Below are 14,871 nucleotides of genomic sequence, written 5' to 3'. Positions count from 1 at the left end.
CCGTTCGGCAGATATCCCGGAGGGGGGCGGGGCCCGACGACCCGGTGGCCCGGCCCCCCGACGTCTCGGCTACGCGGCGCCGGCCGGCTGCTCGGCGGGCCGCTCCGGGGCCGCCGGGGCGACGGTGAGCCGGCGCAGGTCGCGGCTGAGCAGCGCCGCGCCGGTGGCCAGCACCACCAGCCCGGCGCCCCAGAGCAGCGTCTGCGGCACGCCGATCCGGTGCGAGACCGGGCCCGCGACCATCTCGCCGACGGGCAGGGCGATGAACGAGCCCAGGGCGTCGTAGGAGTACACCCGGGCGAGCCGGTCGGCCGGGATGTTCTCCTGGAGGGACACGTCCCAGGCCACCCCGAACTGCTCCAGGGCCACGCCGTTCAGGAACATCGCCACCCCGAGCAGCAGGGCGCCCGGCGCCTCGGCGAGCACCACCAGCGGCACCGCCTCCAGCGCGACCAGGGCCACGCCCAGGCAGAGCGCGTGCCGCACCCGCGAGCGCGCCGCGAGGAAGCCGCCCGCGACCGCGCCCGCCATCTGGGCGGCCAGGACCGCGCCCCACAGGCCGCGCCCGAAGGTGTCGTCGGCGATGCCCAGGCCGAGCACCTGAATGCCGCCGGCGACGACGGCGTTCACCACGGTGAACTGGAGCACCACCGCCACCACCCAGCTGCGGGCGGTGAACTCGCTCCAGCCCTCCCGCAGTTCGCGCAGCGGCCGGGAGGGTTCGGCGGCCTCCTCCGACCCGGCGGCCTCCTCCCGCCCGGCGCCCGCCTCCTCCCGCCCGGCGCCGGCCGCCGCCGTCCGCACGCCGCGGAAGCACAGCGCGGCGAGGAACAGGCAGAGCGCGTTGGTCGCGAGCCCCCAGCCGGGGCCGATCAGCGCCGCGACCACCCCGCCCAGCGAGGCGCCCACGATCATGCCCAGGTTGATCGCCATCCGCATCAGGGCGTTGGCCGGCCGCAGCACCTCCGCGGGCACGGTCTGCGGGGTCAGCGCCGCCGAGGCCGGCAGCGAGAGCGCGGACAGGGCTCCGTTCGCCACGCTGAGGACGACCAGCAGCGGGACGGACGTCCAGCCGGCCAGGACGCTCACTGCGACCACCGCCTGCACCAGGGCGGCGCCGGCCGCCGAACCCTGGAGGACCAGGGCCCGGGAGAACCGGTCGGCGACGACGCCGCCGAGGAGCAGCAGCACCACGTTGGCCACCGAGCGCGCGCCCACCACGAACCCGAGGTCGGTCGTCGACCCGGTGAGGTCGAGGACCGCGAAGCCGAGCACCACGGGGGCCATCGCGTTGGCGAAGTAGATCAGCAGCCGCCCTCCGGCGAGCTGCCGGAAGGCGCGGTGCCGCAGCGGCAGGAAGGTCTGGCTCCCGGCCGGGGAGAGCGTCATGCGGTCGGACTCCCAGGGCTTCGGCCGGGCTCGGCCGGGGTCGGCGGGGATACGGTGAAGTGCACGCGCCGGGTGGAGATGCCGAGGTCGTGCACCGCGTACGGGGTGAAGTAGTACGCCTGCGGTGTGGCCTCGGCGGCGATCTCCACCTCGAAGTCGCACCGGGCGCTCTGCCCGGCCCCAACGTCCTTGCGGCTCAAGGCCGGACGCACTCGGGCGTTCAGGTACATGGGCAGCACGATACCGGTGTTGACAGTACCCGCCCGGTGCGGAGCGACGGTGACGGAGACGCGCAGCACCGTTCCGGCCTCGACCCGGTCGGGCGCCGAGACCCGCAGTTCCGTGCCGTCCACCGGGGAGTTGACCACGTCGCCGCACCGCGCGCAGAGCCCCTGCACCGTGTCGGCGATCACCGGCAGCAGCCCCCGGCGGGTGTAACCGCGCAGCGGGCGGCCGCAGTTGCACAGCCAGTCGAGGTCCACGGGCTCCTCGGCGGTGCTGCGCTCGCCGAAGTAGGTCGGGAACTGGAGCACCGGCTCGTCGTGGTGCTTGGCGATCCGGTGGGCCAGCGCGAGGTCCAGGGACTTCGTCTCCTCGGCGATCGCGGCCAGCGCCGCCGGGCCGTCCTGGGGGGACAGCGCGACGAGCCGCGAGGCGTAGCGCAGCATGCTGTCGGAGAGCTGCCGCAGCCGCGGGCGCAGCGGGTGGTCCGCGCTCAGCAGTCCGCTGTCGATCAGGCCGGACAGCCGGGCGCCGACGGTGTGCAGCGGGAAGCCGGACGCGTCGTCAGCGGCGGCGGGCGCCGCCGGCTCGACGGCCCCGCCGGAGCGCAGCCCGATCTGGACGAAGGACGGGTAGGGGTTGATGTCCCTCAGCCGCTCGTTGATCGCCCGGGCCGCGTTCCGCCCGGGGGAGCTCTCGATGAGCCAGGCGAGGTTGTCCGGGCGCGCGCCGTCGCAGGCCGTCAGGGTGGCGACGACGGTCTGGGCCGGGCCGTCCAGCGCGTCGAGCAGGATCACGTACTTCGGGTCGTACATCGCGTGGTCGGTGAGCGGGCCGCTGAAGCAGTTGGCGAGCACCAGCTCCGCGGCCCTGATCCGCCGGCTGGGGATCAGCTTCTCCTCGGGCTTGGTGCAGCCCAGCCCGTACGCGCACTTGGGGCCGGCCAGGGCAGGGTCCCGCTCGCCGACCGGGCTCAGCCCGCAGAGGGTGAACTGGCCCAGGTTGAGCTGGTCGTCCTTGCCGTTGCCATGGAACAGCACCCGGCGCCAGACCCGGTCCAGGGCGATGCCCTGGATGTCCCGGTGCCGGACGTCCTCGGCGCCGAACCAGACGGTGCCGGGGGCGGCGGGCAGGCCGTCCAGCTCCGAGATCAGGCCGGTCTCGCCGTGCGGCGCGGGTTCGGCGTACTGCTTGGCGACCACCCAGCTGACGGTGTGGGCGTCCCGGCCGGTGAGCAGGAACAGGTCCCGGCCCTGGGCGTAGGCCTGCTCGACGACGTCCTGGACGGCGTCGGCGCGCAGGTCCGGGTAGCTGCCGAGGACGAGCACCGAGCCGGTGTCGGGCAGATCCGACACCTTCGCCACCCAGGTGCGGGCCAGCGGCGCGGCGAGGCGCCTGACCTCCTCGGGCAGCGAGGTGCCGACGACCACGCCGGTCGCGGCGGGCTCGGGGGCGCGCCGGCCGGCGTAGACCGGGCCGGCCAGCGCGATCCCGTCGAGCAGGTCGCCGCGCGCGCCGGTCCACACCGGGATCGCGGCGGTGCCGGTGCCGTCGGCCAGCCACCGGGTGACGGCCTCGGCGTAGTCCGGCAGGTCCTGGTGGGCTCCGAACAGGGAGTCCGCTCCCGGCTCGGTCATGCGTCCGCCACCTTGAGCTCGAAGTGGTCGAGCACGGCCTGCATGCGCTGCTCGGCCTCCTCGGCGGTGGCGCCCTCGACGTGGACGTAGCCGGTGCTGGCGTGCGAGGCGCGCGGCGGGTCGAGCAGGTCGCCGGGCCGGGCGGTCAGGTGGGCGCCGATGACGCCGGGCAGCCGGAGCAGTTCCTCCTCGGTGCTGATGCTCACCACCCGGCCGGGCCGGGTGGGCAGCAGCAGGTCGCCGACCGCGCGGTCCAGGGTGTACTCCGGCACCGGGACCCGGTCGAGGTAGGTGTCGAGGATGACGTGCAGGAAGTCGAAGCCGTACGCGAGCCCGTGGTTCATCGGGACCTCGCAGCCGCTAAGGCGGGCCGCGACCTCGCTCATGTAGAACTCGCCGTCGTCGGTGAGGAAGAACTCGCCGTGCAGGTAGCCGTACGGGATGGCGAGCCCGTCGGTCAGCCGCTGGGCCAGCTCCTTGGCGTCGACCGGGAGCCGCTCGCTCGGCGCGTAGGTGATGTTGGCGTTGATCGCCCCGTCCAGGACCTCGATGATCGGGCGGGGGTTCTTGGAGAGGTAGGCGTCCACGACCCGGCCGCGGGCGATCACCGCGCAGAGCTGGAACTCGCGGCCGGCGATGTACTGCTCGACCATCCACTCCAGCTCCGGGTCCAGCGGCGGAACGTCGGCGAGCCCGGCCGGGGAGTCGATCCGGTAGGTGCCGATGCAGGAGTCGGAGTCGATCGGCTTGAGGATGACCGGCCAGCCGTGGTCGGCGCCGAAGGCCTCGACGTCGGCCAGGACGGTGACGGGGCGGTAGGCCGCGTGCGGGATGCCCAGCTCGGCGTAGCGGTCCTTCATGGTCTTCTTGTTGCGCACCCAGGCGACCTGCTCCTCGCTCAGGTGCGGCAGGCCGACCAGGCCGGCGAAGCGCTGGGCGGTCGCCTGGAGCGCCTCGTTGGGGTTGCAGAAGTACTGCGGGCGGTCGGCGACGGTCTCGATCCAGGCCAGGTAGCGGGCGGCCTCCTCCTCCAGCGGGGCGGCGGTGGCCAGGGTGAAGGTCGGCACGTCGGCGGTGCGCTCGACGTACTCCGGGGTCAGCTCGACGGAGTCGAACCGCAGCAGCACGGTCGAGACGTCGTCGCGGCGGAGCACGCTGTCGGTGAAGGTCGCGCGGCGGCTCTCGACCAGGAGGACGACGGGGCGCGGGGGCGTGGTCATGGGGTTCCTCGTTGGGGCGTTGCGGATGGGGGTCGAGGGGGCGGGCGGCCGGTCAGCCGATGACGCGGGTCGCGCCGTCCAGCCGGCCGGGCCGGGTGCGCCGCAGGTCGCGGACGACGTTGACGCGCTTGAGCCAGCGGTCGGCGCCGTCGTAGCCGGCCCGGAACGCCCGGCGGCCGTGCACCACGTTGCGGTTGTCGACGAAGCAGACGTCGCCGGTGTGGAGGAAGACGTCCGTCAGGTTGGCGTCCAGGTGGGCGACCACCCAGTCCAGGGCCCGCGCCGCCTCGGGGTCGCCCGGCCGGGCCTGGAAGAAGTCGCGGTCGATCCGCAGCACGGGGGCGTCGGCGTGCCCGCTGAGGATGGCGACCGGGTCCATCGGCACCTCGTCCTCGGCGAACTCGTGCGAGGAGTCGGGGATCGCGACGAACCGCGGCTCGAAGAGCACCCGGGCGACGTCCTCGGGCATCCGCCGGACGTCGACGTGCGAGACGGTGGTGGCCACCTCGGTGCTGTTGCGCAGCGCGAACAGGCCGACCCAGTCCGCGCGGTGCGGGGAGAAGGCGTCCTCGGTGTGCCAGCCCAGTTCGAGTTCGCTGGAGGCGGAGACCAGGCTCTGCTCGTAGCCGCGGCTCGGCAGCACGTCGGTGACCAGGCGGCCGGACTGCTGGGTCGCCCAGCCGATGACGTCGCCGAGCAGGGCGGAGTACAGCACCAGCAGGGCGCCGTAGACGTGGCTGGACTCGGTGTCGGCCACGCTCCAGTGGTCGGGAGTGCGGCCCAGGGCCTCCTGGTCGACGAGGTTGCCCCGGATGAGGGTCGCGTGCGCCCGCTCGTCGCGCCGGGCGTCGTTGAGGTGCCGGCGCACCGCGAGCGGCAGCTCCTGGGCGAGCACCGGGGCCTCGTCCAGGAAGCGCAGGTCGTTGGCGGCCTTGAAGGTCCGGACGCAGTCCGCGGCCAGCTCGTGGGCGGCGCGGGCGTCCCGCTCGGTGAGTTCGAGGACGTGGTGGTTCTGGCCCGGGGTGTCGGCCTGTCCGCCGGCTGCGTGGATGGATGCCGTTGCAGTCATGGAGAAACCTTGTGTCTGTGAGGGAGGGAGGGACCGGGCGGGCGGGATCAACCGCCGATCCGGAGGTCGGCCGCCGCGTGCTCGGTGAGGAAGTCGAGGCAGAGGTCGCGCAGGTCCTCGGGGTGGACCACCCGCCAACCGGCCGGTACCGGTACGGGCTTGGGCCACAGGGCCGGTCGGCCGTGGTCGTCGGCGAGCACGACGAAGGTGCCGTACTCGTCCTCGAAGGGGTCGTCGGACCACGGCCCGTCGAGGACCTCCAGCCGGCCGTCCGGGCCGCGCCGGGCGGCTCGGCCGGTGCGCCACATGCGCTCGCCGGAGGTCTCGAAGGGGTCGGGGACGAAGCGGTCCCCGGTGGCGTCGGGCCGGTCGGCGTACCCGAGCGCGAGGCTCGCGCCCGCCAGGTACAGCGCGCCGGTGCCGCCCGGGGCCACCGGGCTCAGCTGGGCGTCGAGCACGTGGGCCCGGTGGTTCCAGGCCGGTCGCGGGCCGGCGCCGGGGCGGTGGACGACGGTGGTCCGGGCCTCCGGCCGGCCGGCCCGGACGGTCAGCGTGAGGCCGTGGGCGCGGGCGAGGGCGTGGACCTCGGGGCTCGCGTCGTCCCGGTCGGTGGACACCGTCAGGAAGGCGGGTGCGTCGGCGGCCAGGGCCGCCGCCAGCGGGTCGGTGGTCAGGGCGTGGTCGGCGCCGGCCGCCCGCAGCCAGTCGGCCAGGCCGGGCAGGTCCTCGTACCGCTTGGCGTCCGGCACCAGCACCGTGGCGCCGGCGGCGAGCGACTCCAGCAGGTCGAGCGCGGCGGCGGCGCCGGGGTAGCCCGGGTGCAGCCAGGCGGTGCGCCCGCCCGGCTGCTCGGCCGTGCGCCAGGCGGCGGCGGTGGCGATGCCCTCGGCGCCGATCAGCACCCCGCCGACCTCCGGGGTGGCGGTGGCGGCCAGCAGCACCGGGTGCCGCGGGGTCGGCGCCCCGGCGGGGTCGGCTCCGGCCGGACCGGGGTCGGGGGGCGTACCGTCGAACACCAACCGGACGGCCGGGGAGGCCTGTTCCGGTACGACCCGGTCGGCCTCGGCGTCGAGCAGCAGCACGCGGGTGCTCGCCGGGGGCGCGGCCGGATCGACGGGCAGCCAGACGGCGCCCGTCTTGGCGATCGCCAGCAGGGCCGTCGCGAAGGCGGCCGGGGAGGCGATCGCGGTGGCCACGGCCGTGCCCGGCCCGGCCCGGTGCCCGGCGAGCGTGCGGGCGAGCCGGTCGGAGCGTCGGTCGAGCTCCGCGTAGGTCAGCGGCTGCGAGTCGTCGTCGAGGGCGACGGCGTCCGGGTGCTCCCGGACCCGCGCCGCGAACAGTTCGGGCACCGTGGCGGCCGGGACGGCCCGGCGTTCCCCGTCCCAGGCCTGCCGGGAGTCCGCCAGGGCCCGGTCGGAGAGCAGCCGCAGGGCGCCGATGCCCTGGTCGGGCCGGTCGAGGGCGGAGGCGAGCAGCGTCACCAGGCTGTCGAGCAGCGCCGAGGCGGCCCGCGCGCCGATGGCGTCCGCGCGGTAGGAGGCCTCGATGTCGATCCCCAGCGGCTCGCCGGTCGCGCTCTGCCGCTCGGTCAGCACCAGCGACAGGTCGGCGTCCGGGTGCGGCCGACGGGGCTGCTCGGCCCGGACCACCAGGCCGGCGGTCTCGAAGGCCGCCCCGGCCCGCGGGGCGACGGCGAGCACGATCCCGCCGGGCCGGGCCGGGGTGGGCTCCTGGCGGAACGCCGCCAGCTGGGTGGCGCGGACCCGCTGGAGCAGCGCGGCGAAGGAGGGGTCGCCCGAGGTGTCCACGCGCAGCGGCACGGTGCGGGTGTGCGGGCCGACGGCGTGCCGCAGGGCGTCGGCGCCGCGCACCGGGACGGGGGTGGCCAGCACCAGGTCGGTGCCCGCGTCGAGCCGGGTGAGCAGGGCCGCCAGGCCGGCGTGCGCCGCCATCAGGAGGGTGGCGCCCTGGTCGGCGGCGAACTGCGCCAGCCCCCGGTGCAGTTCGGCGTCGAGGGTGGCCTCCGCGCGGCCGATCCCGGGGTGGCCGGCGGCGGCCTCGGTGGCGGCCTCGGCGGCGCCGGCCGCGGCCTTCGGCAGCGGGGTCGGCTCGGGGGTGTCCGCCGCCGGCGCGGTCCGCGCGGTGACGGCCCCGGTGGCGGGGGCGGCGGGGGCGGCCGACCAGCGCGGCGCCTCGTCCACCGCGCGGGCCTCGTACGCCCGGACCAGGTCCGCGGCGAGCGGCAGGTACGAGAGGGCGTCGGCCAGCTCGGGGCGGAGCGCCAGCACCAGCAGGTGGTCGTCCGGCGCGAAGGAGAACAGCCGTACGGTGCAGGGGAGTTCGGCGTCGAGCGGGTACTGGCCGGCCGTCTCGGCCAGTTCGGCCGTGCCGGCCTTCCCCGGCGGTTCGGCGGTCAGGGCGTCGACCGCCAGGGCGGAGAGCGCGTGGTGCCGGCGGGCCAGGTCCTTCAGCGCGGCCTCCAGGGCCCGGACGTCCAGCGCCCCGTCGAAGCGCACCGGCAGCACCAGGTTGCCGGTGCCGCCCTCGGCCCCGGCCGGCCCGTCGGACCGGTCCTGGTCACCGGCCAGCGCGGCGAGCCCCCGCACCGTCGGCGCCTCGTACAGCGCCCGGGTGCCGGGATCGACCTTGAGGGTGGCGCGCAGCCGGGCGACCAGGCGGGCCGCGATCAGGGAGTGCCCGCCGAGCGCGAAGAAGTCGGAGTCCGCGTACACCTCGTGCTTCGGCAGCCCGAGGACCTCGGCGAACAGGTCGCGGACGATCTCCTCGACCGGTGTCCCCGGCAGCGCGCCGGGCATGGCGGCGGCGAGGCTCAGGGCGGGCAGGGCGCGCCGGTCGACCTTTCCGTTCGGGGTGAGCGGCAGGGCGTCGACCGTCATCAGCGCGGCCGGGACCATGTAGTCCGGCAGCTGGCGCTGGAGGTAGCCGCGCAGGGTCACCGCCAGGTCGACGGTGCTGTCGAAGGCGGTGGGGGTGTTGGCGCAGTCGGCGGCCTCGGGGGCCGCGGCGGCGTCCAGGGCGTAGCCGGCCGTGAGCGGGCCTTCGGTGCCGGGGGCGAGCAGGACGATGTCGACGGCCTCGGCGGCCTCGGCCGACCAGGTGGCGAACGCCCGGTACCCGGCGTCCTCGGCGAGGGCGCAGAGCTCCTCCGGGTCGGGGGCGGCGGGCGTCCGCTCGGCCTGCCGGGCGGCCTCGGCGAGGGTGGCGCCGGAGTCGATCCCGCGCATCACGGCCCACTCCCGGTGGATCCGGGCGTTGGGCACCCCGGCGATCCGCAGCGCGGCGGGCGCCTCGGTCCGCAGGTGCTCCGCCAGTTCGGCGGTGGAGGCCAGGTCGGTGCCCCAGCCGAGCCGCGGCAGCTCCCGCAGGTCGGCGACCGGCTCGCCGGTGCCGAGCACGGCCTCGTAGCGGTAGCGGCTGAGCTCGTTGTGGTGGGTGCCGCGCTTGATCCGGACGTCCACCGCGCGGATCGCCGGCAGCTCGCGGGCGAGCGCGGTGAACAGCGCCGGGGAGAGCAGCAGTTCGGTCTCCAGTTCGATCCGCTGGCCGATCGAACGGCGGGTGCTCTCGACGTCCCGCTCCGGGCCGTCGGTGCCGGAGCGGGCCAGTTCCACGCCGGTCTGCATGCAGCGCAGCAGGTCCAGGTTGCGCAGGTCGCCGAGGAAGAACGAGCCGCCCGGGGCCAGCAGCGGCAGCACCCGCTCGATCACCGTCCGCAGGTACTCGACGTTGGGGAAGTACTGGATGACCGAGTTGATCACGACCGTGTCGAAGTGCCCGGAGGGCAGCCCGTCCACCACGTCCGCGGCCCGGCAGTGCAGGTGCACCCGGCCGCGCAGGCGGGGGTCCGCCTCGGTCTGGGCGCGCAGCGCCTCGATCACCGCCGGGGAGAAGTCGGTGCCCCAGTACTCCTCGCAGTCCGGGGCGAGCTGGGACATCAGCAGGCCGCTGCCCACGCCGATCTCCAGCACCCGGTTCGGCCGGAGTTCGCGGACGCGCTCCACCGTCGCCGCGCGCCACTCCCGCATCTGGTCGAGCGGAATCGGCAGGTCGTCGTAACTGCTGTTCCAGCCGACGAAGTTCTCGCCGAGGTCGGTGGAGGCGGCGTCCTCGTAGAGGGTCTCGTAGATCTCCCGCCACTCGGTGACCTGGCTGGCCGACTCCGCCGCGGCGGCGGCCGCGGGCACCACGTGGGCGACCAGCCGCCGGTCGTCCTCGGCCTGCTGGTACACCGAGACCACGGCCTCGGAGACGGCCGGGTGGGCGGTGAGCACCGCCTCGATCTCGCCCAGCTCGATCCGGAAGCCGCGCAGCTTGATCTGGTTGTCGACCCGGTCGAGGAACTCGACCGCGCCGTCCTCGCGCAGCAGGACGTGGTCACCGGTGCGGTAGAACCGGCCCGAGCCGGGCTCGACCGGGTCGTCGACGAAGCGCTCGGCGGTGAGTTCGGGGCGGTTGAGGTAGCCGAGCGCGAGGCAGGGCCCGCCCAGGTACAGCTCGCCGGAGCCGCCGGGGGCCACCGGCCGGAGGTCGTCGCCGAGGACCAGCGCGACGGTGGCGCCGATCGGCCTGCCGATCGGGATCGTCCTGGCGTCCTGCGCCACTTCGGTGATCTCGTACCAGGTGGCGAAGGTGGTGGTCTCGGTGGGCCCGTACACGTGCAGCAGGTGCTCCGGCGGCCGGGCCGCCAGCACCTGGCGCACCCGCCGGGGGTTGCACGCCTCGCCGCCGAAGAGCAGCACCCGCAGCGGCCCGAAGGCCGCGGGCCGCTCCCGGGCGATCTGGTTGAACAGCGCGGTGGTCAGGAACAGCACGGTCAGCCCGTGCTCCCGGACGGCCCGTTCGAAGGAGGCCGGGTCCACCACGGCGTCCTTCGGCAGGCCGACCAGCCGGGCGCCGGCGGTGAGGGCGCCCCAGATCTCGAAGGTGACCGCGTCGAAGGCGGGGTTGGCGGCCTGCGCCATGACGTCCCGCTCGGTGAGCCGCACGTAGTCGGTGGACCCCAGCAGGTCCAGGACGGCGCGGTGCGGGACGACAACTCCCTTGGGAGTGCCGGTGGTTCCGGAGGTGTAGCAGACGTAGGCGGCGTCCTCGCCGGACGGCGTCACCTCCGGCAGGGCGGTCGGCAGGGCGGCGATCTCCTCGGCGAGGGCGTCCACCGCGACCACGTCCGCGCCCAGGCCCTCGCAGTCCGCCGCGAAGTCCTCGCGCGTCACCACGGCCCGCGCGGCGCAGTCGGCGAGGATCAGCCGCCGGCGCTCCACCGGGTGCGACGGGTCCACCGGCACGTACGCGGCCCCGGTCCGGACGATGGCGAGCAGCGCCACCACCAGTTCGGCGCCGGCCGGCAGGCAGGTGACCACGTGGTCGCCGGGCCGCACGCCGCGGGCCGTCAGGAGCGCCGCCAGCTGGTTGGCCCGGCGGCTCAACTCGCCGTAGCTCAAGGACGTTCCGGTGTCCGGATAGTCAACCGCCGGCGCGTCCGGACGGCGCACCGCGTGCCGCTCGACGAGGTCCGAGAGGGACCCGGAGGCGACGCCGCCCCCTGAAGTTCGCATACCAATGGTCACGCCAGTCATGCCCATATCCCCCATGGCAAGAACCACACCCAAACGTTCGCGGACGCCCGTCCGCCGTTCGACGACACCCCTGGCCGCCGCGGAAGTGTCCGCTACGGGAGGCCCGGTGCCTGAATATCGGTGCTGCCTCGTCAGGCTATGTGCTGATGTGGACATGGTCAATGGTCCAAAAATCTTGCTTTCGAAGGTGGGGCCGCGCACGGCCCACCCCCGGACCCGACCGTTCCGCTCCCCAAACGGCGGGCCCCGCAAACCAGTTCGCCCACCACCCGTCGGCACCGCGGCGTGGACGCGACGCGCGGGCGGCCGGTCGAGGCGGCCGTATAGATCCTTGATGGGCCGCCGATAGTGACGCCCCTCACCCTCGGTCCTGGCAGGTCCGACGCCGTACCCGTACGGCGGGAGAGCGCGCCGCCTGCCTCCCGAGGCTTCGCCGACCGGCGGAGGCCGACCTACCGGACCTCTGAGTGAGCACCACCGGAGAAGGAGGAGAGTGGCCGTGCCGACCCCCGTGGAACGGACCGCCCGTCACGCCCCGCCGACACCCCGCCGCAAGCCCCTGATCGAGCGGGTGGCCGGCTGGTCGGCCGAGCACAGAAAGACCGCCCTGATCGGGTGGATCGTCTGCGTCGTGCTGGCGCTCGCGGTCGGTTCGATGACGGGCGGCGAGAGCCCGAAGGCCTACGACCCGGGCGAGTCCGGCCACGCCCAGCGCATGATCGACCAGGCCGGCCCCAACTCCCGGCCGCCGGCCGAGAGCGTGCTGATCCAGGCCGGGCCCGACGCCCCGGTGTTCGCCGCCAACCCCGCGATGCACCGGGCCGCCGCCGAGGTCGCCGACGCGCTGCGGGCGCTGCCGGCCGACACCCTCACCGAGCTGCGCGAGCCGACCGGGGACGCGGGGAAGAACCAGGTCTCGCCCGACGGGCGGTCCGTGCTGGTCAGCTTCTCGCTCGCCGGCCCCGGCTACGGCTGGGACAACGCGGACGCCAACGTCGCGCTCACCCAGGCCGCGGTGGCCAAGGTGGCCGCCGCGCACCCCGACCTGAAGATCGTCGAAGCCGGGAACGCCAGCGTCAACCAGGCGGTGTCCAAGGCCACCGCGAAGGACTTCGCCAAGGCCGAGCAGACCTCGGTGCCGCTCACCCTGCTGGTGCTGCTGGTCGTCTTCGGCGCCCTGGTGGCGGCCGGCATCCCGGTGCTGCTGTCGATCACGGCGGTGGCGGCGGCGCTCGGCCTGATGCACCTGGTGGGCCACTGGGTGCCGGTCAACAACTCGGCCGCCTCGGTGGTGCTGCTGGTCGGCATGGCCGTCGGCGTCGACTACTCGCTGTTCTACCTGCGCCGGGTCCGCGAGGAGCGGCTCGCCGGCCGTCCGCACGCCGACGCGCTGCGGGTCACCGCCGCCACCTCGGGCCGCGCGGTGGCCGTCTCCGGCCTGACCGTGATGGTCTCGATGGCGGGCCTGCTGTTCACCGGGATCGACACCTTCACCGGGATGACGCTCGGCACCATCCTCGTGGTACTGCTGGCCGTCGCCGGCTCCCTCACCGCACTGCCCGCGCTGCTGTCGATGCTCGGCCACCGGATGGACGCGGGCCGGCTGCCCTGGCTGGGCCGCCGACGCGCCGCCGCCCGGGACTCCCGGATGTGGCGCGCGCTGGTCGGCCAGGTCGTCCGGCGTCCGCTGGTGTGGGGCGGCTCGGTGCTCGCCCTGCTGCTGGTCGCGGCCCTGCCGGCGCTGGACATGCGGCTGGCCGACCCGAGCCTCCAGGACGAACTGCCGCGCAGCGTCCCGGAGATCGCCAACATGGTGGCCATCCAGGACGCCTTCCCCGGCAGCCCGGCCCCGGCCATCGTGGTGGCCCGCGGCCCGGTCGTGCACGGCGGCGAGTTCGACCGGGCGATCACCGCCCTGCACCAGCAGGTGGCCGACAGCAACGGCGCGCTGCACGAGCCGGTCGCGGTCGTCCCGGTCGGCGAGCCGGCCAACAACACCGTGGTGGTGTACGTCCCGCTGGCCGGCAACACCAGTGACGCCCCGGCCGTGGCCGCCCTGAAGACCCTGCGGGAGAAGGCCCTGCCGGAGAGCCTCGGCAAAGTGGACGGCCTGGAGTACGCGGTGACGGGCGAGACCGCCATCTCGGACTTCGCCGACGCCGTGCGCAGCAGCACTCCGTGGGTCTTCACCTTCGTCCTCGGCTTCGCCTTCCTGCTGCTGGTCGCCGCCTTCCGCTCGCTGGCCGTGCCGCTGGTGTCGATCGCGCTCAACCTGGTCTCGATCGGCGCCGCGTACGGCGTGATCACCTGGATCTTCCAGGAGGGGCACGGGAGTTCACTGGTCGGCTTCCACCCCTACGGCGGGGTGATCAGCTGGCTGCCGCTCTTCATGTTCGTGATCCTCTTCGGCCTGTCGATGGACTACCACGTCTTCATCCTGAGCCGGATCCGCGAGCTGCACGTGCGCGGCAGGGACGGCCGGACGGCGGTGACCAAGGGCATCAGCGGCAGCGCGGGTGTCGTCACCAGCGCGGCGGTCGTCATGGTCGCGGTCTTCTCGATCTTCGCCACGCTGTCGATGGCCGACTACAAGATGCTCGGCGTCGGCATGGCGGTGGCCGTCCTGATCGACGCCACGCTCGTCCGCGGGGTGCTGCTCCCGGCGGCGCTGGCCCTGCTCGGGGAGCGCTCCTGGGCGCTGCCGGGCTGGCTGGCCTGGGTGCCGAGCCTGTCGGTCGAGGGCGAGGCCGAAGACGAGGTCGAGGGCGAGGTCGAGGGCGAGGTCGAGGGCGAGGTCGAGGACGAGGGCGGCTTCGAGCCCGAGGCCGCCGCCCCGGCCCGGCCCGCACGGCCAGCGACCGGCGCCGGCCTCCCCGAGCCCGGCGCCCCGGCCCCCGTACGGGAGCCCGTCCGGGCCTGAACCCCGCACCGACCCGGCCCCGGCGCGCGGCAGGGCAGGCCGCCCGCCCACCGGACCACCCTCGCACCACCGCACCAGGCAAGGCCCAGAACGACGGCCCGTCGTACTGCTCAGGCAGCTCGACGGGCCGTTCCGCACCCCTGACGCCCGCTCCGAGGACGCACCCATGACCACTGCCCCGTCCCCCGCCGCCCCGACGGAAGCCTCCCCGGCACCCGGCGAAGTCTCCACCTACCGCCGCCTGCTGGACCTGCTGGCGACGAACCCGGCCGGCTACCGGGCGATCCGCCACCAGCCCGAGGGGAACACCGCCCTCGCCAGCGAGCTGCGCGGCCACCCGCTGGACCAGGCCGCCAAGTCCATCGTCCTGCGGGCCGGGCGGAGCCGGCGGGACGGCGGCGGGCGGTACGCGCTCGCCGTGGTGCCGGGCGACCGCCGGGTCGACCTGGACGCCGTCGGCCGGGCCCTCGGATCCGACCGCGTCGGCTTCGCGGACCGCTCCACCGCCGAGCGGCTGAGCGGCTGCGTCAGCGGCTCGATCATCCCGTTCTCGTTCCACCCCGAGCTCGAACTCCTCGTGGACGCCGACTTGCTGACCCGCCCCCACCTCTACTTCAACGCGGCCCGGCTCGACCGCTCGATCGAGCTGTCCACCGCCGCGTACCGGACGCTCGCGCAGCCCCGGGTGCTCGCCATCGCCGTCTGACCCCGCCGACCGCACAAGGAGTCTCAATGGCCGAGTCAAGCCGTCTGCGCGACGTGATCGGGGGTGAAGACCCGGTTGTCGCGCAGGAGCGCCCACAGGACGCTTACCCGT

Annotated in this window: 7 protein-coding genes; 2 read left to right on the top strand and 5 right to left on the bottom strand. The window is 74.9% G+C overall.

The window, feature by feature from the left end:
* Window positions 1-69: 69 nt before the first annotated feature.
* Genes ACZ55U_RS16150 through ACZ55U_RS16130 form a run of 5 tightly spaced genes read right to left on the bottom strand, consistent with a single transcriptional unit; the run spans window position 70 to window position 11,113 of the window.
* The gene (locus ACZ55U_RS16150) at window positions 70-1,389 is read right to left on the bottom strand and encodes an MFS transporter (protein ID WP_465526728.1); all 1,320 of its coding nucleotides are present in this window, start codon (window positions 1,387-1,389) and stop codon (window positions 70-72) included.
* Window positions 1,386-3,248 carry a hypothetical protein gene (locus ACZ55U_RS16145; protein ID WP_465526726.1) on the bottom strand — a complete coding sequence of 621 codons (1,863 nt, stop codon included), beginning with the start codon at window positions 3,246-3,248 and terminating at the stop codon, window positions 1,386-1,388. Before ACZ55U_RS16145 ends, ACZ55U_RS16150 begins: the two co-directional genes overlap by 4 nt.
* The gene (locus ACZ55U_RS16140; protein WP_465526724.1) at window positions 3,245-4,468 is read right to left on the bottom strand and encodes an ATP-grasp domain-containing protein; all 1,224 of its coding nucleotides are present in this window, start codon (window positions 4,466-4,468) and stop codon (window positions 3,245-3,247) included. The genes ACZ55U_RS16145 and ACZ55U_RS16140 overlap by 4 nt, the downstream gene beginning before the upstream one ends.
* 52 nt (window positions 4,469-4,520) lie before the next feature.
* Window positions 4,521-5,537: a guanitoxin biosynthesis L-enduracididine beta-hydroxylase GntD gene (gntD, locus tag ACZ55U_RS16135; RefSeq protein ID WP_465526722.1), complete on the bottom strand. Its 1,017-nt coding sequence runs from the start codon at window positions 5,535-5,537 to the stop codon at window positions 4,521-4,523.
* Window positions 5,538-5,584: 47 nt separating this feature from the next.
* On the bottom strand, window positions 5,585-11,113 hold the full coding sequence (locus tag ACZ55U_RS16130) for an amino acid adenylation domain-containing protein (RefSeq protein ID WP_465526720.1): 5,529 nt from the start codon (window positions 11,111-11,113) through the stop codon (window positions 5,585-5,587).
* 520 nt (window positions 11,114-11,633) lie between these two features.
* Here ACZ55U_RS16130 and ACZ55U_RS16125 point away from each other — a divergent pair.
* Both ACZ55U_RS16125 and ACZ55U_RS16120 read left to right on the top strand, forming a co-directional pair.
* Window positions 11,634-14,054 (top strand): MMPL family transporter, encoded by a 2,421-nt coding sequence (locus tag ACZ55U_RS16125; RefSeq protein WP_465526718.1) that lies wholly within the window; start codon window positions 11,634-11,636, stop codon window positions 14,052-14,054.
* A 166-nt stretch (window positions 14,055-14,220) separates the two neighbouring features.
* Window positions 14,221-14,760, top strand: coding sequence for a YbaK/EbsC family protein (locus ACZ55U_RS16120; protein ID WP_465526716.1), 540 nt, complete (start codon window positions 14,221-14,223; stop codon window positions 14,758-14,760).
* Window positions 14,761-14,871: the final 111 nt, after the last annotated feature.

The sequence above is a fragment of the Kitasatospora sp. NPDC034533 genome, assembly GCF_055575155.1.
The sequence above is the reverse complement of the archived record's forward strand: the minus strand, read 5'-3'. Positions and strand labels throughout refer to the sequence as shown.